The organism is Pseudoalteromonas sp. NCIMB 1079, from assembly GCF_040567695.1.
GTDB classification, from domain to species: domain Bacteria; phylum Pseudomonadota; class Gammaproteobacteria; order Enterobacterales; family Alteromonadaceae; genus Pseudoalteromonas; species Pseudoalteromonas distincta.
This window is the reverse complement of the sequence record NZ_JBEWZA010000001.1, coordinates 2,254,037-2,273,114: the sequence shown is the minus strand read 5'-3', so window position 1 is coordinate 2,273,114 and position 19,078 is coordinate 2,254,037. Positions and strand designations below refer to the sequence as shown.

Here is a 19,078-nt window from a genome sequence, read left to right as displayed (position 1 = left end):
TCAAAAGGTAGGTTGGTTAAGCCGAAGGCGCCACCCAACAGAGTGTTTAAACCTATTAAAGCGGCTTACTAAAAGGCGCTATCCCCCCCTAAAAGCGAAGTCTCTCTAACCCTCTTGTGAACTAATTTGATTTAACTAACATCAGCTTTGCATCTTTCCCATCGGTTAATATTGCTACATTACCTTCAGTGGTTACAAACACATCTCTTAATCGGCCTGTGGCCTCTGGGAATATATGAGACTGGGTAAATTCACCATTAGCTAAATTTACAGCGTAGAGCTTTTTATCAACCAAAGTCGTAATTAACACATGTTTTTGTAGTGAAGGGAAAGCGGCGTGCTTAGAGCCGTAATACGCCATGCCGGACGGGGCGATTGATGGCGTCCAATTAACACTTGGTTTTTGCATGCCTGGGTATTGCGTAAAAGGTGAAATACGCGCTTGCGAATAATCCCTACCGTAAGTAATTACTGGCCAGCCATAATTGGTGCTTGCGGTTAAGTAGTTTAGCTCGTCGCCGCCTGCGGGGCCGTGTTCGTGGCTAATAATTTGCTGTGTATCGTAATCATATACAAGGCCTTGAGGGTTACGGTGGCCAAGTGAGTAAACAGCATGGGCATTTGGGTTTGTATGGTTAATAAATGGGTTATCTGTTGGAATACTGCCGTTTAAGTTTATACGTAATATTTTACCAAGCTGGCTGGTAATAACCTGTGCTTGCTCTCTAAAGTCAAAGCCATCGCCCGTTGAAACTAATAACGTATTGTCGGGTAGGACAAGGGCGCGCCCAGCGTAATGCTGTGGTGTGTTTTTATTGGTAGCTACTTTATAAATAATTTGCGGCTTTGAAAAACGAGTACCATTAAAGGTGGCTTTGGCAACAACAAGCTTGTTTTCGTTGGCATCGCCTTGGGCGTAGGTAAAAATTACTTCTTTGGAGTTGCTATAATCTGGCGATAACACTATATCGAGTAAGCCACCTTGGCCTGCAAGGTATAAGCCCTCTAGGTTTAGTTTTACTCTTGATTGCGCATTATTTTTAATTATAACTACGTGGCCATCGCGCTCTGTAATTAACCATGTACCGTTTGCTAGTTCAACCATGCTCCACGGAGACTGTAATTGTGTAGCAAGGGTTTTTGTACTGTATTGCTTTTTTGGTAACGCAGCGCCTGCATTAACAGAAAACGCAAAAAGCGAAAGCAGAGTAAAAAAAGAGATACATTGTTTACGGGGTAAGCCTTTGCTAGCATGGCTTATATAAGAAAAAAACTTTATTTTAAGTTGAGATAACCATGTCATTTTTAACACGTATATTGCCCTCATTTTTAGTTTCTTGGTTACTTACATTCACACTTGCTAGCTTGTTTCATAGCCAATACGTTGTCAATCAATTAGTTAATGTAGGTGTAGTGGTAGGCTTTAGTGATCGTGCTAGTTTAACGCTTGATGATTGGTTAGGCCTATTACCTACCTACGGCGCTATTATTGCCGTAGCACTTGCCATCGCTTTTTTTGTTACCGCAAAGCTTAATAAAAAGGTTCAAAAATACAGTACTCAGCTATTTGTTATTGCTGGCATTGTGGCATTTGCTATTGTGTTAATTGCCATTGAATCAATTATGAATATTCATATTATAGCGGGCGCAAGAGGCTGGGGTTTTTATGCTCAACTGCTTGCAGGTACGGTAGGTGGTTTTGCGTTTTCGCAATTATTTAAAGCAACTAAAAACCAAAAAGCGTGTTAGATGTGTGAATATAAGTACGGCTTATACGTTATTTGGTGATTAATAAAGGCCGCTGTTTATTGTAAACAGCGGCCTTTAAATATGGTTTTTAGAATTTAATCAAAAAATTAAACTAATTAGTTTGTAGCTACTTAGCCCAAAAATTAGGATTAAAACGGGTAGGGTTACCAGGTTTAACATCAAAGAGTTAGTGTAGTTTCCCATAACCCCTTTTTGATTAACCAGCCATACAAGGTAGGTGCTAACAATAGGAAGTAATAACCCGTTAGCCGCTTGTGCGAATATAATTACCGCGACAGGGTCTAAACCGAGTGATGCCACCGCAGCACCAAACAATAAAATAACAATAGCAACGCCTTTAAAACGTGCGTTACCCATATCGTTTGACCAACCTAACATGCCACACACGGCGTAAGCACCCGCAAGTGGCGCTGTAATAGCACTTGTTAAACCTGCAGCAAATAAACCAATAGCAAAAAAGTAATGAGCGGCGTCGCCAAGCAATGGCTCTAGCTGTACGGCCATGTTAGCAGCACTAATTTGCCCCGCATCGGTGCCATAAAATGCAACTGAAGCTGTAGATAAAATAGCTAAAGTGATCACACCGCCTAAAGTGATTGATAGGCCTGTATCAACATTTGTTTGTTTAATCACTTTTTGCATGTCGCTGTTACTGTCGTGTCTAGCAGCGAGTACGCCGGAGTGCAAAAATAAGTTATACGGCACAATGGTAGTGCCAACTAAAGCTAGTATGGTTGTAATAGAGCCTTCAGGCATACTAGGAATAAAACCAGCAAATACATCACCCAGTGAAGGCGCTGCCATTACAAGTGTTGAGATAAACACTAAGCTCATTAAAATAACGAGTAAAATTAGCGCGTTTTCAACCACTTTATGTTTGCCGCTATACAGTAAAGCTGCACTAAAAAAAGCAATAAGTGGTGTCCATAGTTGGGAGCTAACTTGAGGGAATATTTCAATTAATCCCATGCTAGCGCCACTTAAGTTACCCGCTTCATAAGCTGCACTGCCCACACCAATGGCGCTGATGACTAAAAATATAGCTAAAGATTTAAATAAAGGCGTTTGAATATGTGCTCTGAGCGCTTGAGCTAAATCTTGCCCGGTGGCAACGCCAAGGCGCGCCGCCATAGATTGTAATAATATAGTGGCAACTACTGAATACAGTAATGTCCATATAAGTGCAAAACCAAAGTTTGCACCTGCCACGCTTGCGGTAGTAATGGTCCCTGGCCCAATGAAGGCTGCAGTGACGAGTAGTCCTGGTCCTAATCGCATAATTGACCTTAATAGTGCTAATGCATGTTGCTATTTAAAGTTACATCTTACGTTTAAAATCAATAATTATACGCGATGCCTGTTGTGTTAAAGCTGTCACTTACAGTAAGTGCCTTGCAGCATTAGTCGCTCCTTGACGAGTTCTTTTTTATAAGCATATGTTAAAAAAGGGCGCGTAGGATACCAACTTGTATATAAATTTAAAGGGGATACAGTGCGTTTGCATGAATTTCAAACGAATATATAAGCGAATTAAATGAATGATGCCGATATTTATATCGGCATCATTATATTTACTTTATTAGACTTTTAATCGCTTCTAAGCCTTTTTTTAGGGTATCTGCATCGGTAGCATAGTTAATACGAATACACTCGTGCTTGTGCGCCCAATCATCGTCAATGCCGATAAAAAAGTTGTGACCAGGGATCACATACACGTCTTGCTCTTTGAGTTGTTGATACAATACCTCGCTTGTTATTTTTGCATCTTTAAACCACAGCCACATAAAAAATGCACCTTCAACTTTGTGCAAATAAACAGGCAGTTCGGCAAACACTTCGTCAAACAACTCAATCGCGATTTGTGCTTTATTACGATAAAAAGGCAGTACAACGTTGCGGCACAGTGGCAGTAGTTCGTTGTCGTTAATTAAGCGTGTTACTAAGCTTGGGCCAATACTATTTGGCGATAAAACCATGCTGCCGTTTACGCGGCCAATTGCTTTAATAATCTCATTGTTTGCAACTATAATACCGCTGCGTAAACCCGGTAGGCCAAGTTTTGAAAGTGACATACATAAAATAATATTTGAGTTCCACGTTAGGTTTGCATCGGTGTAAATACAACCTGGGAACGGATCGCCATATGCGTTATCAATAATGAGTGGAATACCATATTGCTTAGCAAGTAAATCAAGGTGTTTTACTTCATCATCAGTAATTACATTACCTGTTGGGTTAGTAGGGCGTGATACGCACAGCGCGCTTATGCTGCTGTCGTTTGCTAGTGTTTTTTCAACTGCTTTAAAATTAATGACGTATTTAAACTGTTTTGATGTGCTGCCTGTATTCAAAATTTCGATATCAGGCTTTATGGCAACAAACATATCAGCCGATAAACCTTGATCGGCATAACCTATGTACTCTGGCGCAAGGGGAAATAAAATCTTTTTATGGCTGCCATCCGGCATTTCGCCTGCCAACATATTAAACAACACAAAAAAGTTAGCTTGGCTGCCATTGCCAAGTGCTACATTATCGGCACTAATATCCCATGCGTACTCTTTACTTAGCTGGCCAGCTAATGCTGCTCTAAACTCGTCGTTACCGGTTGGGCCATCGTAGAGCCCAAATACTTGCGATACCTTGTTACTGGCAACGAGTTTTTGTAATTCACTTAAAAAAACCTCATTTACTTGTGGTACTAATGCGGGATTACCGCCACCCAGCATAACAATATTAGGATTGTTACTGTTTTTAGCCCCGCCTAAGTCTTCCATTAATTGGGTAATGCCGTTGGGTTGTGTAAATTTAGTGCCAAAGTTTGAGTAGTTCATAATGCATAGCGTTTGTTAGTAATGGGGAGGGCAGTATAGCGTAAATAAATGGTTTAAATTCGATGATGAGAATAATTCAATGCTAAGATTTACAGCTAGTTATAGTAATGTAATTCCTTATAAAACAAAGGCTAAGTTAAGGCTTTTTAACGCCGTACAAAAACTCTTCGCCGCAGTCCATATACAAATCAAATTTGGCCATGACTTTGGTGAAAATAGGGGCGTGTAAAAACTCGTTTAACCATGCACGAACATGCGTATATTCACTTTGTAAGTACCAATGTTTATCTACACGGGCAAACTGTCTAATAAATGGCAGCAGGGCATAATCGGCTAGACTTTTTTCATCGCCCATTAAGTATTTATGCGTGGTTAGTTTTGCTTCAAATTGCTTAATAAACTCTTCGCAGGCTTTTTGATAATAAATTTGTGCCATGTCTTTTGTGCGAGCATAAAACTTATACTTTTCGAGCACGGGTTTAAATTGCGTATCGTTTAGTTTAATTAACTCAAGCATGCGCTCAAGTGCTAATGGGTCTTGAGTAAGCAGTAAATTATGCGGATCGTTTTGCTTTAAAGCCCACAGCATAATATCTAGGCTTTCATCTATAACTTGGTTATTAGGCAGTAATAAAACAGGCACAGTGCCTTTAGGTGATATTTGCAATAGATGCGGCGGTTTATTTTTAGTTTTTATAGCACGTAGAAGCACTTGTTGCTCTGCCATTAAAATACCCATTCGTGCGCGCATTGCATATGGGCAGTGTTGTAATGAATATAATAATGGCAATGTCATTTTATTACTTACCTTAGCTGTTTAAGCCTTCAACATATTGCTGACGTGTTTTTACTTTTACCATGTGATTTAAGTGTTCAACCGCTTGTGTTTGCCCGCTAATTAAATCTTGGAAATGGGCGAGTAACACGGCTTTATCTAGTTTTTCTTTATCGCCTGAGCCAATGTCAGTTAAATCAATCATGAACTCGTCAAACTTATCGGCATAATCGGTCACAATATCCATATTTAAAAATTGCTCATGATTATAAATGCTCGGGTAGCCGCCTTTTTGTTTATCAATGGCAAAACTAATGCCTTTAACATTGGTAACGGTTGTTTCCTTTTTACAGCTCAGCATACAGCTGGCATCAATACGTGGTTTTTTACAGCCAACGGTTTGCTGGAAAAAACACTGTCGGCTGGTCATCATTAGTATTGGATGATAAATGCTGTACATCATTTTAAAGTTGTTAGGGCGTTTAATATTACGCATTTGTGGTTTGTTTATTTCGTTTGAAATAAACGCGCCTTTTGCGTTTAAATCTTCTTGTAGTGTTAGTAACGCATAAGAGTTAGTGGTGTTTAACAACGGGCCTGCAATCCAGTCAATACCCATTTGTACTGCTTTAAATGCAACGCCTGTGTTGTTACTAATAATAAGCTTAGGTTTTACAACCTCGAGCAAACGTACCGCTTCTTCAAAATCTTTACCAATTAACACGGCTGGAAACCACGGAATTAACTGTGGGTGCTCTAAAAATACATTAATGTATTTATCGTTATCGGTTCTAAAGCTCTCTGGTAATTTAAAGTAAACATCGCCACCTGTTAAATCACATAGATGAACGTCTTTTATGTCCGATATTAAAATAGAGAGTGTTGTTTTGTTATCGGCTTTAGGGTGGTTTACTAGTTTTGGCAGTTCAACAGGGGCGAGGACGTCTTTGCCTTCGTTTAATAAAAACGCGACTTGCTTTTTAATACGGGCAAGCTCCTTAAACGGAATGCTTAAGTTGTTGCCTAAGTTTGAGTAATCCATATTTTTAATCTCAAAATTGGCATTACTAAAGGTTTTAAAGCGCTTATCAATGGCAGCAATATCAACAACTGATTTATCAGCGGTATGCATAACCATTTGCGATTGCACTTCAAAGCGCTGAGGTTGCTCAGTGTTTAAATTTGCGCTTTCATTTATTAACGAACTATCGTTTTTATCATTAATAACCAGCGTTACAGTAAATGGCTGGTTTAACTGTCCTGAAAATTCCAAACGAAGCTCACGCTTTGAAATATCTAAAAACTCAATCTTCTTTTTAACTAACGTATCAATGTCATTTTTTTCTGCGGCGAGTTCTTGTTGTGCATCGTAAATTTGCACAACCGAAATCGCGTTACTCTTTTCGTTAGCGTGATCAAAGCTATGGTCGCGCGGGTTGTCGGTAAACATGTTTTTTGTCATGTCACCTTGCAAAAACTTATTAGTGAAATTACGGTTAAATACTTTGTATAAGCTTGAATCGTCTTCAATTAAGTTACCTGTTTGTACAAAGGTATCTATTTGTTTGCGCCAGCTATCAATAACGGTATGAACGTAGTTAGCACCTTTAATGCGACCTTCTACTTTTAACGAGTCAACACCTGCGGCTACCAGCTCTGGTAAATCAAAATAGGCTGAATTGTCTTTTAAGTTTAACGGATGTTTGTTACCCATAGCCGTTGGCTCGTATTCATCACGACAGGCTTGTGAGCAACGACCACGGTTACCTGAGTTACCCACACTTACTGAGCTTGAATAACATTGTCCCGAAAACGCAATACATAATGCACCATGTACAAACACCTCGGTTAATACATCGCATTTGTGCGCTACGTCGGTCAATATTTTAATTTCAGTTAGGTTAAGCTCGCGCGATAAATTTACACGTGTAGCGCCAATGCGCGCTAAAAACTCAACCTGTGATTCGTTATGCGTAGTTAACTGAGTTGATGCGTGAATATGCAAAGTAGGAAAGTGCTTTTTAACTATATTGAACAACCCTAAATCTTGCACAATAATGCCATCGAGCGTGGTATTTACGAGTTGGTTAAGTAGCTTAAAGAGCGCGCCCATTTCGTGCTCTAATATAACTACATTTAGCGTTAAAAATATTTCACATCCGTATTCATGGGCTAGGCGAAGTGCGCCGTTAAGCTCATCAAACGAAAGATTAGACGCTCGGTTACGTGCATTAAAGGTATCTAATCCACAATAAACCGCATTAGCACCGGCTACAATGGCGGCTTTTACCGCGTTAACATCACCGCCTGGGGCTAATAGTTCAATCTTTCTACTCATTACAATGTCGCTTTGCTCATATTTAATTGCCGCGAATTTTATATGGTTAAGCACGTTAATGCTATTTATTGAGGGATATAATAAAGACTAAAATAAAAGAGTGTATAAAATTACAATTAAGCTGGCTGATTTATTACGTAAACATGTAATAAAATGATAGTTTATAAGCCAGCAACACTTTCAACTTTACTTAGGCGATACCCATCAGCAATCAAGATCTTAAACAGTTAGATACAGATTTAAACAGTGATGAATCTGGAATTATTAACACCCAACTAAAAATAGCCACATTTAACCTGTTTAACTATCTTGAGCCGCCCAATGCATACTATGAGTTTGAGAAAATTTATACCGCGCAGCAGTGGGCTAAAAAGCAGCGTTGGATTGTTGATTACTTAACAGAACATGCCCCTGATGTGATTGGTTTTCAGGAAGTGTTTAGCATTGACTCATTAAAAGGGCTAGTAGGCGAGCAAGGTTATAATTACTTTGCTGTAGTTGATACGCCAGAGGTGATTGATGACTTTATTTATAAACGCCCCGTAGTGGCAATCGCCTCTAAATACCCCATAGTTGAAGTAGCAGCGGTTGAGCACGATAGTGAGCTTGCAATTGCGCTTGGCCTTAATAGTGAGTTTACTTTTAGTCGCAAAGTACTAAGAGCAACTATAACGCTGCCGCATATAGGCAATACCGATTGTTACGTGGTGCATTTTAAATCTAAGCGCCCAATGATTAATGTCGATGAGCATAATAAAGAGCTTACACCCGAGCAAAACATAATTGAAATTTTAAAAGCGAATGTAGCGGGTGGGTGGGGCTCAACTATTCAGCGTGGCAGTGAAGCTACATTACTAATGATACAAATGATTGCTCGTCGCGAAGCTACGCAACAACCCATGCTATTAATGGGGGACTTTAATAATGAACTTGTGGATGGCGTATTAAGCCATTTACTGACAAGTACGCTACGCTTTGCGCCTGCATTTGATGCTAAAACCTACCTCGCTAAATATTGTTTAAATGATTCATGGGATTTGTTTGTTAAGTCGCAGCTAAGCGAAGATGACCTATTAAATGGCGGGGCAATGACTAGCGATGAAATAAGCGATAGTGAAAGCAATAGCATTTTTGATTTAGCTGATGAAAACGAAGCAAAAAATGTTAATGCAACTAAGCTTATGCCTTTAAGACCACCAACACATTATTATGGCGCGAGCAGCTCCGTGCTTGATTATATTTTATTATCATGTGAGTTTGATGCCAGCTACCTTGGCAGTTTTTTTGAGGTGATTGAGTATAATACTTATGATCGTCACTTAATTAACCCCGAATTTGAGCGTGATGATTTAAGTACCGATCATGGTATTGTGTTAGTTACACTAAAACTAAGAAGCTAGGCTTGCTCTATGCATAATTATGCTAAAATTATAAATTAAAAGTATTCATATAGCAGCAATACTTGATGTATTGCGCCGGTTTGTATATTTTATTATCAGCCTTTTGAATTGTATTAATAATAAATTACTAAAATGGTAAATATGGAATTTTATACCTACTTGAATCATAAGCGAAATATGGATTTACCTTCGCAAATACATAGTTTCATTGTAAAGCGAATTTATAATTTTACATTTTTAGTGAAAGCTTTGCTTTTTGCTTTGTTTGTTAGCTTAAACAGCGCTTACGCACAAGAAACAACCTCATACAGTTTAACTAATGAATCTAATGCAGGGCTGCTAAAAAGAGCTGAATTACTTATGGATACTGACGTTATAACAAGTATTGAACTAAGTAAGGCGTTGTTGTCACAAGCGCAAAGTGCTGATGACATGTTACTTAGCGCAAAGCTACATAACTTGCTAGGTAGGGCGAATAAAAAAAATAACAATATTAATGAATCGCTCGAGCACTTTTTACAATCCTCTGTTTACTACAGCAAATTAAATGATTCACGAAACCAAATAAAGGCGTCTATTAATTATATAAATATATTATTAGAAGAAAAACGTTATGACGAACTTACTACCCGCATTGAAACTTTATTACCAACAACCCTTGTGTATGGCGATGACTTTATTATAGCGCAGGTGCTCCTTACTAAGGGGGATTCGTTTTATGAACAAAAAAAGTACAATAACGCGAACGCGCAATACACATCTGCTTTAAAATACCTTGTTGATGAAGACGAATTAATACAAAGACAGTTAGGTGAAACGTATAAAAATTAGCTCAGTCGTACAAACGCCTCAAAAATAGAGAGCAAACGGCTCACTTTTATACAAAAGCTTTAGAGGTATATTCTAATTTAGGTGATTTAAAGCTAATGGCGCGTACTTTAAATACACTAGCAGAAGCACACCGTTATTTAGATAACTTAGTTTTAGCCCTTGATTACTCCACTCGCGCATTAGAAATACATAAAGACATTGACGATCCTGCCGGCTTTGCTAAAGCATTACTAGGGGCGGGTATTATTTATCGTCATATTAATCTTTATGAAAAATCACTTGAACATATAAATGAGGCATATTTATATTATAAAAAAGTAAATAACATGCTTGGGATTGCTAAAACATCAAATCAAATGGGACTGGTATATACACGATTAAGGCAGTTTGATCAGGCCGAATTTTTCTATCAAATAACCATCGATTTGCCAAAAGGTATGGTCGAGGAAAAAACGCTCGCTTCAGCTTTAAGAGAAATGGCTGTTATTAACCTCGAATCTGGCGACTTAGCATCAGCAATGCAATATGCTAAAAAAGCTTATATCACTTATAAAAACAAAAACCTTACATCGTACATTTCTACAACAGCACGTATTATTGGTAATATTTATCGTGCCCAAGGAAATAACAACAAGGCTATAGAGTATTACAAAGAGTCATTGTCGTTTGCCAGAGAAACAGGTGGTAAACTTTATGAGATAAAGTCGCTTACTGCGCTTGCGGGCATTTTAATTGGTATTGATACAAATGAGGCGATTTCTTTACTGAAAAGGTCACTCGCTTTATCAACCGAAATAGATGATAAATTACATATGCTATATGCCTATCGTGAAATTCGAATAGCAGAAAAATTGCGTGGTCGTATAGAAGAGTCACTTCGTCATGCAGAAGAAGAAATAGCCCTAACCGATATTATTCAAAATGAAAGAAGTGAAGATAAGTTGGCGCTTGAAAAAGCACATTTACATTCGCACAAAATGGAAATAGAGCTTGAGACGTTAAGAGAAAAAGAAAAACGCCATCAGCTTGAGCTTGAAAAGAAAAATAATCAAATTGAAATCGCCGCCCAAGCTAGAGTTATATCAGAGCTAGAGCTTTCAAAGAATAAATACGCCAGTATTGCGCTCGCATTTTTATTAGCCGCTTGTTTAGCTATTGTATTACTGGTTTATAGAAGTTTTATTGCCTCTAAAAAACGTAATGAAGAGTTAGACTATTTGGCAGCAAGAGACCCTTTAACCAATTGTTATAACCGTCGTATTTTATTTGAGGTTATGAATCGCGACTTTTTGGATTTACCTCAGATTGAAGAGTACTGTATTTTAATGGTCGATATTGATCACTTTAAAAGCGTTAACGACACCTATGGGCATAGCATTGGCGACACAGTACTTTGTGGCGTAGCCGAGCTTTTACAAGCTAATATACGTAAAAGTGATAGCGTGGCCCGTTTTGGTGGCGAAGAATTTTGTATTATTTTGCCCAACACAACTCAAGAGCAAGCAATACGTATAGCTGAGGCTATTCGTATTAAAGTTGAAAAAGCGACATTTGATGATATTCCTGTTACGTGTAGCTTTGGGGTTACGTCTATTAAATTTAAAGCAAGAACACCTTCTGAGTTGATTGAACAGGCTGATTTAGCTCTTTATGAGGCTAAGTCCTTGGGGCGTAATCAGGTAGCGTTATGGGATGCTTCACTTGAAGAGTTTAAACTTTATAGATCGGAGTAAATCCAGCAGTATACAGTTTAGTTTTGATGTTATTTTTTTAAATTATAACAAGTAAATTTTATACAATGCTGTGCGTTACTTACATATGTAATTAGGCTTATTAGATTAACCCTTTTAATATCAGTGTATTAACTTAGGCTTTAAAATTGCAACCAATACTAAGTTAAAAACAAAACAAGGGATTTAATAATGACTGAAGTTGCACTTTCGGCCTATTTGGCATTTTACCTCTATTTAATTATGTTGCTTGTACAGTGGGCTGTGGCTACGTTTAGCAAAGCTAAAGAACCAAATGCTGTACCAGGTAAAATTGACGAGGATTTATCGCACGACAGCTTTATATTTAGAGCGCATCGTACGTTTCATAATACGCTTGAAAACAGCGCATTATTTATAGGTACGGTGTTATTTGCGTTTGTAATTAATTATCAAAGCCCGATTTTTGCAATGTGTATTTGGGTGTATTTAATTGCGCGTTTAATTCACATGGCGCTGTACTACGCTATAGCAACGGAGAAAAACCCAAGCCCACGTAGTTACTTTTTTTTAATCGGCGTACTTGCTAATGTGGTTATGCTGATAATGATAGGGTTAAGACTAATCTCTTAATTTATAAAAAAAGTTATAAAATTTATTTATAACGATAAAAAAAGCGAAGAGCCTTTAAGGCATCTTCGCTTTTTTGTTTAAAGTAGAAGCAGAATAAAACTACCTCTACCGTAAGGTAATATTAATGGTTAATCGACGCCTATAAACCCGCCTGTTTGGTGTGTCCATAGTGCTGCGTATATTCCACCCTTAGCGATTAATTCTTCATGAGTGCCTTGCTCAACTACGCCGCCGTCATCAAGTACAATTAATCTATCCATTTGTGCAATGGTTGAGAGCCTGTGCGCTATGGCAATAACTGTTTTACCAGTCATTAAGTCATCAAGACTTGCCTGAATTGCGGCTTCTACTTCTGAGTCGAGTGCGCTGGTGGCTTCGTCGAGTATAAGTATGGGTGCATTTTTAAGTAGTACACGTGCAATAGCAATACGTTGACGTTGACCGCCCGAAAGCGTAACACCGCGTTCGCCCACTTGTGCATCAAAGCCTTTATTACCTTTGCTGTCGACCAAGTCGTTTATAAACTCAAGCGCCTTAGCTTGTTTGGTCGCGTTGATCATCTCATCGTGGGTTGCATCGGGGAGACCGTACAAAATATTGTCTTTTACTGAACGATGAAGCAAGGAGGTATCTTGCGTTACCATAGCTATATATCGGCGTAGGCTTTCTTGGCTTACGTCTGTGATGTTTTGCCCATCAATTTTTATTGTTCCAGAGTCGGTATCGTAAAAACGCAGTAATAAGTTAACAAGTGTTGATTTACCCGCACCAGAGCGACCGACTAAACCAATTTTTTCACCAGGTTTAATATTTAAGTTTAAACCGTTCATTACAGGGCTGCGATTAGTCTCGTTTTCAGCTTTGCCGTAGTTAAAGTGTACGTTGTTAAACTCAATAGCACCTTGGCTTACGTTAAGCGTATCAGCATTTGGTTTATCGGCAACTTCAATAGGGTTAGAAAGTGTTTTCATACCATCGGCTACGGTGCCAATGTTTTCGAACAAGCTGCTTATTTCCCACATGATCCACTGCGCCATACCGTTTAATCTGAGCGCTAAGCTAACAGCAACTGCAATGGCGCCGGCGCTAATTGCACTAAGTGACCATAAATAAAGTGATACAGCGGCAACCGAAAATACTAATAGGTAATTTAAGCTTTGAATAACAAAGTTTAAGCTGGTTACTAAGCGCATTTGCTTGTACACAGGCTGTAAAAATACATCCATGCTTTGTTTTGCGTATTGCTCTTCACGCTGGGTATACGAAAACAATTTAATAGTTGAAATGTTAGTGTAACTATCAACAATACGGCCGGTCATTTCTGAGCGCGCATCGGCTTGTGAGCTGGCAATTTTTTTAAGGCGCGGTACAAAGTAAAGTTGCACGCAAATGTATAAAACCAACCAAACTAATAAAGGGATCATTAAGCGCCAATCGGCTTCGGCAACTAAAAATACCATTGAGCCAAAATAAACCATGATATACATTAATACATCGAGTAGTTTGGTCACTGTTTCGCGAACGGCTAAAGAAGTTTGCAGTACTTTGGTGGCTATTCTTCCTGCAAATTCATTTTGATAAAAGCTAACACTTTGGCGCAGTAAATAACGATGCGCTAACCAGCGAATCGACATAGGGTAATTGCCAAGCAATGCTTGGTGCAAAATAGCAGAATGAAAAAATACGACTACGGGCAATACTAATAGCAGCATGACAGCCATTTTAATAAGCTCTGACTTTTGCTCTACAAACAAGGTTTCGGGCGTGTAGGCTGTTAACCAATCAACAAGCTGCCCCATATAGCTAAATAAAGAAACCTCTAAAATAGCGAGCATGGCGGCACTGATTGACATAAGCAGCAACGACAGTTCCATTCCTTTGGTGTAGTGACGACAAAAAGCAAATAAAGTCGAAGGCGGCTGAGTAGGTTGATCCTCAGGAAATGCTTTTGTCATTTTTTCAAATAATCGATACATTTTAAAAACTTAAATGGCAAATAATGGTCGCTATTATACCATTTAAGTATTTTTAAATGCAGGTTTGTAAGGTATTAATTGTGAATATGCTAGAGCGTTATTAATATAAACTTATGTATAAAAGAACACCTAAAAACACTTCACTTACTTTTATAGCATTGGGTTATTTAGGTTTGTACCTTTGCTCATGTATAAATCGTCATATCTGAGGCCACCATTTCCGTAAGGCTTTTTAATTGGGCCTGTATTACAGTTTGCTAAAAAATATATAAGAGGTTGTTCGCGCTTCATTCTAAATTGTGCATTTTTATACACCAGTGTTTGCTTGCTAAATTCACCGCCTTTTACTTAAACATCATATTGCTGACCTTGCTCTGAGACTGCTGCGTTATTAACAACATACCATACGTCGTACCAGGTATTTGTTTGCAGAGGTTTAGCTGACTGTTTGGTAGTGTAGTTTTGAATGTTGCTATACCCGCTGTCGGTTTTAACCATTAATGCGCCATCGTTTACAAGCCCGTTTGATTCTGTTTTATCAGTTACGCGAAGTGTAGGCTCAAACGCATCGTACGCATGTTTATTAATTAGCTCTGGCGTAAGGTTGCTTAATCCAAAAGCATGGTTATTAGGAAAAGCAGCCAAGTTTATACGCATATAAAATGTGTAGGTTTGACCAACTTCAACCGCTTGTGGAAGTTTTGTATAAGAAAGCGCTTTACGATTTCCTACAATGCTCTCAGCCGCAGGCTTTTTTAGTAAATAATGATTTGTTGATGAGTTTGCTTGTTCTGATTGTATAACTGTTATTTGTGGGTTTTTAACCTGTGGCTTAGTTTCATTTTGCGTATCGACACTTTGCCACTTGCTAAGTGAATTTTCAAAGTCATCAATAAGTAGCCAATCGCTCGATGTATTTTTTTGAATAGTTGAACATGCTGATAGCGTGCTAAACAAACATAGAATTAAAATGTGTTTGGAAGACATAATTGGCTCTCGTAATATTATTGATATTTGGTTAACCAATTTATTTTTTTTATGTCAATCATTAAAGTAATAGCTAATGGCGTGGGAACTGCGAAGATACAAAAATTATTATTCCATTCAAAAAATTAACCAGTAAACTTATCCATTAAATCAACTCAGCAAATTTCAGCTGAGTTTAAAATAATTTAATAGTTAGGATGTTATATGTATACGGGTTCGTGTTTGTGTGGTGAGGTAAACGTTGAAGTGTCGGGCAGTATAACTAGGGCGTGTTGATCTTTATGGATTGAAATTTGTTCAATCTAGGGGCGATTTAATCGCGGCGCAAGGTTTGTAACCTAGTGGGCTAAGTAAAAACCGAGCAACAAAGAGTCAATCGTCCCTAGCAAGAACCCAAAGGGCAGCGCATGTTTGGTCTTTATGCTACGTTATCGCCTATGTATGGGGAACAACCACATATCATAGGCTCTGCCTTGCCTAAATACCAAACACACTGCTGCAAATTCAACCACCAAAGAACAACACGCCCTACTATTATCCATTGTCATTGTTCACTGTGCAGAAAAAACAGCGGGACTGCATTTGCAACCAATGGCTTTGTAAATACAAGTGACTTTACAATAACAAAAGGGCAAGAACTACTCAGTGAATATAGTTTTAAAGCAGGGCGCACACGTTATTTTTGTAGATGTTGTGGCTCGCCTGTTTACAGTAGCAACAGTGATGACAAAAGCAGAATACGAATTCGTTTAGGAATATTCGATACCTATATTACTGAGCAGGTATTATCGCATAATTTTGTTACGTCTAAAGCTAACTGGGAGCAGCTCGAAACAAGCTTACCGTGCTATGAAAAACATGAACCTGGACGGTAAAGCGTTTCATTCAATGTGGTAAATGCTGTTAATACTTTTATAAAGGTTTGGTGCAAAGTTTATAAACACCGGTGAGTTTTGTATTTCATCAACGTTTATATGCATTAATGTTTGCTGGCTTAGTATGATCACTATATTTTTGTATTCGTTAAACTCTATTATCGCTAAGCACTTAAAGTGTTGCCTTAAAAGTACTAAAAGCATTTGCAGCTCTTGGCCAGTTTGTGGGTTTAAATTAATGATTACTTGCGTATTTTGCTCACTGCAGCGATTTATATTTTGCCAAAAGCTATCGCTGGTTAAAAAAGGCTGATGATATTCACCACTAAAAATATCGATAGTGATTACGTTAAAGTGATCAGTGCATTGGGTAATATATTGCTCGGCGCATTGTAAATAGCTGCTGTGCTTAATAGGTAACTTAAAGTGCTGGGCTGCAATTAAGGCAATGCTTGGGTTTATTTCTACCGTGTTAAATGTATTGATGGTGTTTATGTAAGGCGTATTACTTTGTAAGTGATACATAATTCGCTCAAACCCTGCCGTGCCTAAACCTAAATTTAATATATTTAGTGTATCTACCGGTTTAAGTAAAAATAACATCATACATTGGTTTACAGGCACTATTACTTGCTCAGGGTGTATAAGGTTCATAACGCCTTGAATTGTTATATCTTCATTGGTTTTTTGTGCAAGCGTTAACCAACGGTATTCTTTGTTTTGATACACGCATACTGGGCCGTATGCACTTTGCTGTGACTCAATAAGGTTACTTTTAATTGTATCTTCTTTTAGCTGACGCATAACTTAAACTATTAATGTATACACAATTACAGTGTGCCACGAAAATCGCATTTTTTTATAGATTATTGTGTAACAAGGTTTGTAATTTAACCTCTAAATATAATATTGTATTAGCAATTAACCACTTAGACGTTATTCAAGGATTGGAAATGGGGTTGATTCTAGGGCCTGCTGTTTTAGCGTGGTTTGCGCTATTTATCTATTCTTTACGATTAGGGTATGTGCTTATTTATAAAAATATGAGCGTGTTAACCACAGTGTCTACTTTTGCAATTAGTATTGTTGGTATGTTGGCTTTTATGACGTATGGACATAGGCAGTTTGTAAACAATACCTCTGTTTGGGCATCTGAGATCCCGAGTTACTTTTTATTTAGCAAAATAGCTTTTATAGGTGTATTGAGTGGTTTTTTACTTAACTACTATATTAATCCTGAAAATAGTTCGGAGTTTTTGAGCTGTTTAGCATTTGTATTAATATTTATGTTTTCTGCTGGTGTGCTTGCAAGCTTAGGAGGACATGAGGCCTTTTTGAAAGAATTTGATATTAAAACTACTCATTAAAAATATGCATAATAAATTTTGGCCCAGTACCTATAAAAGGTAGTGGGCTTTCTACTATCCTAATAACCTCTTGTCAATGCGCTTTAGCGTGATCCTTTCTACATCTACCTCAAATGTATTGCCATAAAACCTTAGCTAAGTAATGGTTACACTATAATAATTAGGAGCTAATAGATGCTTAAAACACCTTTGAAAATCACAACAACGTTACTTAAATTTACTGCAATTGCAGGCGCCTGCACACTTGCATTATCAGCACATGGGAAAACACAACTTCAATACACAGAACAGCAAAAATTACATGATATAGCAGCTCAAGTATCACCCGAACGTATTGGTAGTGACATTCAAACGCTGGTGGATTTTGGTACTCGCCATACGCTTTCAGAAACTAAATCGGATACTCGAGGCATTGGTGCGGCTAGGCGCTGGATAAAAAATGAATTTGAAAAAATATCCGCGCAGTGTGGCGGTTGTTTGGAAATCATTGAAGTAAAGGACACTATATCGGGCGAAAAGCGCATTCCTAATCCTGTTGAAGTGGTTAATATTGTGGCTATTCAACGAGGGTCAAGCGAGCCTAATCGCATGGTGATTATGTCGGGTGATATAGATTCTCGTGTAAGTGATGTTATGGACTTTACGAGTGATTCACCGGGTGCTAACGATAATGCATCGGGCGTGGCAGGAGTAATAGAAGCAGCTCGTGTTTTAAGTAAATACAAATTTAATGGTTCGGTAGTTTACGCGGCGCTTTCGGGCGAAGAGCAAGGTTTGTTTGGCGGTAAAATATTAACGGCTTATGCACAAAAGCATAACTGGCAAGTTCATGGCGTTTTAAACAACGATATGATTGGCAATATTACCGGTATTAATGGGGTAACTAATAACACGACTGCACGTATATTTTCAGAAGGTACCCGTGTTGTAGAAACAAAAGAGCAAGCTAATACTCGGCGCTTTACAGGTGGTGAAGTCGATTCTGCGAGTCGAAATTTAGCTCGCTACATAGATACTATTGCTGACAGATACATTCCTAATTTAGATACAATGCTTGTATATCGATTAGATAGATTTGGCCGTGGTGGGCATCATCGTCCATTTAATGATGCAGGTTTTGCAGCGGTGCGTATTATGGAAACTAACGAGCACTACGATCGTCAGCATCAAGATTTACGCACTGAAAATGGTGTTGAGTATGGCGATACAATTGATGGCGTTGATTTTGATTATACGGCTAAGTTAACTTCACTTAATGCGGTAACGATGGCGTCTATGGCGTGGGCACCCGCACCGCCAAAAGAAGTTAAAATAAAGGGAGCTGTTACAGCTGATACGTCGTTTTCATGGCAACAAAGCAGTGATGAAAATATTGCTGGCTATAAAATTTATTGGCGTTACACGAGCGAGCCGCAATGGCAGTTTAGTAAATACGTTGGTAGGGTTTCACAGTACACACTTAAAAACGTAGTGATTGATAATTATTACTTTGGTGTAGCCTCTGTTAGTAAAGACGGTATTGAGTCTCCAGTAGTTTTTCCGGGTGATGTAGGTTCGTTTGATCACAATATAAAATAATAGTT

The 19,078-nt window shown here is 38.3% G+C and carries 15 protein-coding genes and 1 pseudogene; 8 read left to right on the top strand and 8 right to left on the bottom strand.

Going from position 1 to position 19,078, the window contains the following annotated elements; all coding sequences use genetic code 11:
• Positions 1-121 precede the first annotated feature (121 nt).
• Positions 122-1,312, bottom strand: a complete 1,191-nt coding sequence (locus tag ABX891_RS10500) for a PQQ-dependent sugar dehydrogenase (RefSeq protein WP_354629436.1) — start codon at positions 1,310-1,312, stop codon at positions 122-124.
• Between ABX891_RS10500 and ABX891_RS10495 the strand changes: the two genes are divergently transcribed.
• A complete protein-coding gene (locus tag ABX891_RS10495) occupies positions 1,297-1,749 on the top strand; it encodes a hypothetical protein (RefSeq protein WP_354629435.1) in 453 nt (150 codons plus the stop codon). The two genes, ABX891_RS10500 and ABX891_RS10495, sit on opposite strands and share 16 nt — an antisense overlap.
• Positions 1,750-1,848: 99 nt before the next feature.
• Here ABX891_RS10495 and ABX891_RS10490 read toward each other — a convergent pair whose 3' ends face one another.
• The 4 genes from ABX891_RS10490 to ABX891_RS10475 all read right to left on the bottom strand — a co-directional run bounded on the left by ABX891_RS10490 (position 1,849) and on the right by ABX891_RS10475 (position 7,717).
• The gene (locus ABX891_RS10490) at positions 1,849-3,048 is read right to left on the bottom strand and encodes an Nramp family divalent metal transporter (protein ID WP_354629434.1); all 1,200 of its coding nucleotides are present in this window, start codon (positions 3,046-3,048) and stop codon (positions 1,849-1,851) included.
• Positions 3,049-3,341: 293 nt separating this feature from the next.
• Complete coding sequence (locus tag ABX891_RS10485) at positions 3,342-4,604, bottom strand: valine--pyruvate transaminase (protein ID WP_354629433.1); 1,263 nt, start codon at positions 4,602-4,604, stop codon at positions 3,342-3,344.
• Between the two features lie 136 nt (positions 4,605-4,740).
• Positions 4,741-5,400 carry a glutathione S-transferase gene (locus ABX891_RS10480; RefSeq protein WP_354629432.1) on the bottom strand — a complete coding sequence of 220 codons (660 nt, stop codon included), beginning with the start codon at positions 5,398-5,400 and terminating at the stop codon, positions 4,741-4,743.
• A 13-nt stretch (positions 5,401-5,413) separates the two neighbouring features.
• A complete protein-coding gene (locus ABX891_RS10475) occupies positions 5,414-7,717 on the bottom strand; it encodes a peptidase U32 family protein (protein WP_354629431.1) in 2,304 nt (767 codons plus the stop codon).
• 296 nt (positions 7,718-8,013) lie between these two features.
• Between ABX891_RS10475 and ABX891_RS10470 the strand changes: the two genes are divergently transcribed.
• From ABX891_RS10470 to ABX891_RS10455, 4 genes are all read left to right on the top strand, one after another.
• Positions 8,014-9,117, top strand: coding sequence for an endonuclease/exonuclease/phosphatase family protein (locus ABX891_RS10470; RefSeq protein ID WP_354630132.1), 1,104 nt, complete (start codon positions 8,014-8,016; stop codon positions 9,115-9,117).
• Between the two features lie 177 nt (positions 9,118-9,294).
• Positions 9,295-9,948: a hypothetical protein gene (locus tag ABX891_RS10465; protein ID WP_354629430.1), complete on the top strand. Its 654-nt coding sequence runs from the start codon at positions 9,295-9,297 to the stop codon at positions 9,946-9,948.
• Between the two features lie 95 nt (positions 9,949-10,043).
• Positions 10,044-11,681 (top strand): tetratricopeptide repeat-containing diguanylate cyclase, encoded by a 1,638-nt coding sequence (locus ABX891_RS10460; protein WP_354629429.1) that lies wholly within the window; start codon positions 10,044-10,046, stop codon positions 11,679-11,681.
• A 189-nt stretch (positions 11,682-11,870) separates the two neighbouring features.
• Positions 11,871-12,290, top strand: coding sequence for an MAPEG family protein (locus ABX891_RS10455; RefSeq protein ID WP_002963227.1), 420 nt, complete (start codon positions 11,871-11,873; stop codon positions 12,288-12,290).
• Between the two features lie 128 nt (positions 12,291-12,418).
• Here the strand turns inward: ABX891_RS10455 and ABX891_RS10450 are convergent, their stop codons facing one another.
• Together ABX891_RS10450 and ABX891_RS10445 are read right to left on the bottom strand one after the other, a co-directional pair.
• Positions 12,419-14,266 (bottom strand): ABC transporter ATP-binding protein, encoded by a 1,848-nt coding sequence (locus ABX891_RS10450; protein WP_354629428.1) that lies wholly within the window; start codon positions 14,264-14,266, stop codon positions 12,419-12,421.
• A 150-nt stretch (positions 14,267-14,416) separates the two neighbouring features.
• Positions 14,417-15,253 (bottom strand): annotated as a pseudogene (locus ABX891_RS10445) (hypothetical protein).
• Positions 15,254-15,660: 407 nt separating this feature from the next.
• Here ABX891_RS10445 and ABX891_RS10440 point away from each other — a divergent pair.
• Positions 15,661-16,128: a GFA family protein gene (locus tag ABX891_RS10440; RefSeq protein WP_024606105.1), complete on the top strand. Its 468-nt coding sequence runs from the start codon at positions 15,661-15,663 to the stop codon at positions 16,126-16,128.
• Between the two features lie 6 nt (positions 16,129-16,134).
• Here the strand turns inward: ABX891_RS10440 and ABX891_RS10435 are convergent, their stop codons facing one another.
• Entirely contained in the window at positions 16,135-16,932 is a 798-nt protein-coding gene (locus ABX891_RS10435) for a class I SAM-dependent methyltransferase (protein WP_024606106.1), read from the bottom strand.
• 14 nt (positions 16,933-16,946) lie between these two features.
• On the opposite strand from ABX891_RS10435, the gene ABX891_RS10430 reads away from it, so the two are divergent.
• Entirely contained in the window at positions 16,947-17,495 is a 549-nt protein-coding gene (locus tag ABX891_RS10430; RefSeq protein ID WP_354629427.1) for a hypothetical protein, read from the top strand.
• A 174-nt stretch (positions 17,496-17,669) separates the two neighbouring features.
• Positions 17,670-19,073, top strand: a complete 1,404-nt coding sequence (locus ABX891_RS10425; protein ID WP_354629426.1) for a M28 family peptidase — start codon at positions 17,670-17,672, stop codon at positions 19,071-19,073.
• Positions 19,074-19,078: the final 5 nt, after the last annotated feature.

Coding starts and splice junctions, on each gene's coding strand:
- ABX891_RS10495 (WP_354629435.1), top strand. CDS start 1,297: ATGTCATTTTTAACACGTATATTGCCCTCATTTTTAGTTTCTTGGTTA.
- ABX891_RS10490 (WP_354629434.1), bottom strand. CDS start 3,048: ATGCGATTAGGACCAGGACTACTCGTCACTGCAGCCTTCATTGGGCCA.
- ABX891_RS10485 (WP_354629433.1), bottom strand. CDS start 4,604: ATGAACTACTCAAACTTTGGCACTAAATTTACACAACCCAACGGCATT.
- ABX891_RS10480 (WP_354629432.1), bottom strand. CDS start 5,400: ATGACATTGCCATTATTATATTCATTACAACACTGCCCATATGCAATG.
- ABX891_RS10475 (WP_354629431.1), bottom strand. CDS start 7,717: ATGAGTAGAAAGATTGAACTATTAGCCCCAGGCGGTGATGTTAACGCG.
- ABX891_RS10465 (WP_354629430.1), top strand. CDS start 9,295: ATGGATTTACCTTCGCAAATACATAGTTTCATTGTAAAGCGAATTTAT.
- ABX891_RS10460 (WP_354629429.1), top strand. CDS start 10,044: ATGGCGCGTACTTTAAATACACTAGCAGAAGCACACCGTTATTTAGAT.
- ABX891_RS10455 (WP_002963227.1), top strand. CDS start 11,871: ATGACTGAAGTTGCACTTTCGGCCTATTTGGCATTTTACCTCTATTTA.
- ABX891_RS10450 (WP_354629428.1), bottom strand. CDS start 14,266: ATGTATCGATTATTTGAAAAAATGACAAAAGCATTTCCTGAGGATCAA.
- ABX891_RS10440 (WP_024606105.1), top strand. CDS start 15,661: ATGTTTGGTCTTTATGCTACGTTATCGCCTATGTATGGGGAACAACCA.
- ABX891_RS10435 (WP_024606106.1), bottom strand. CDS start 16,932: ATGCGTCAGCTAAAAGAAGATACAATTAAAAGTAACCTTATTGAGTCA.
- ABX891_RS10430 (WP_354629427.1), top strand. CDS start 16,947: ATGTATACACAATTACAGTGTGCCACGAAAATCGCATTTTTTTATAGA.
- ABX891_RS10425 (WP_354629426.1), top strand. CDS start 17,670: ATGCTTAAAACACCTTTGAAAATCACAACAACGTTACTTAAATTTACT.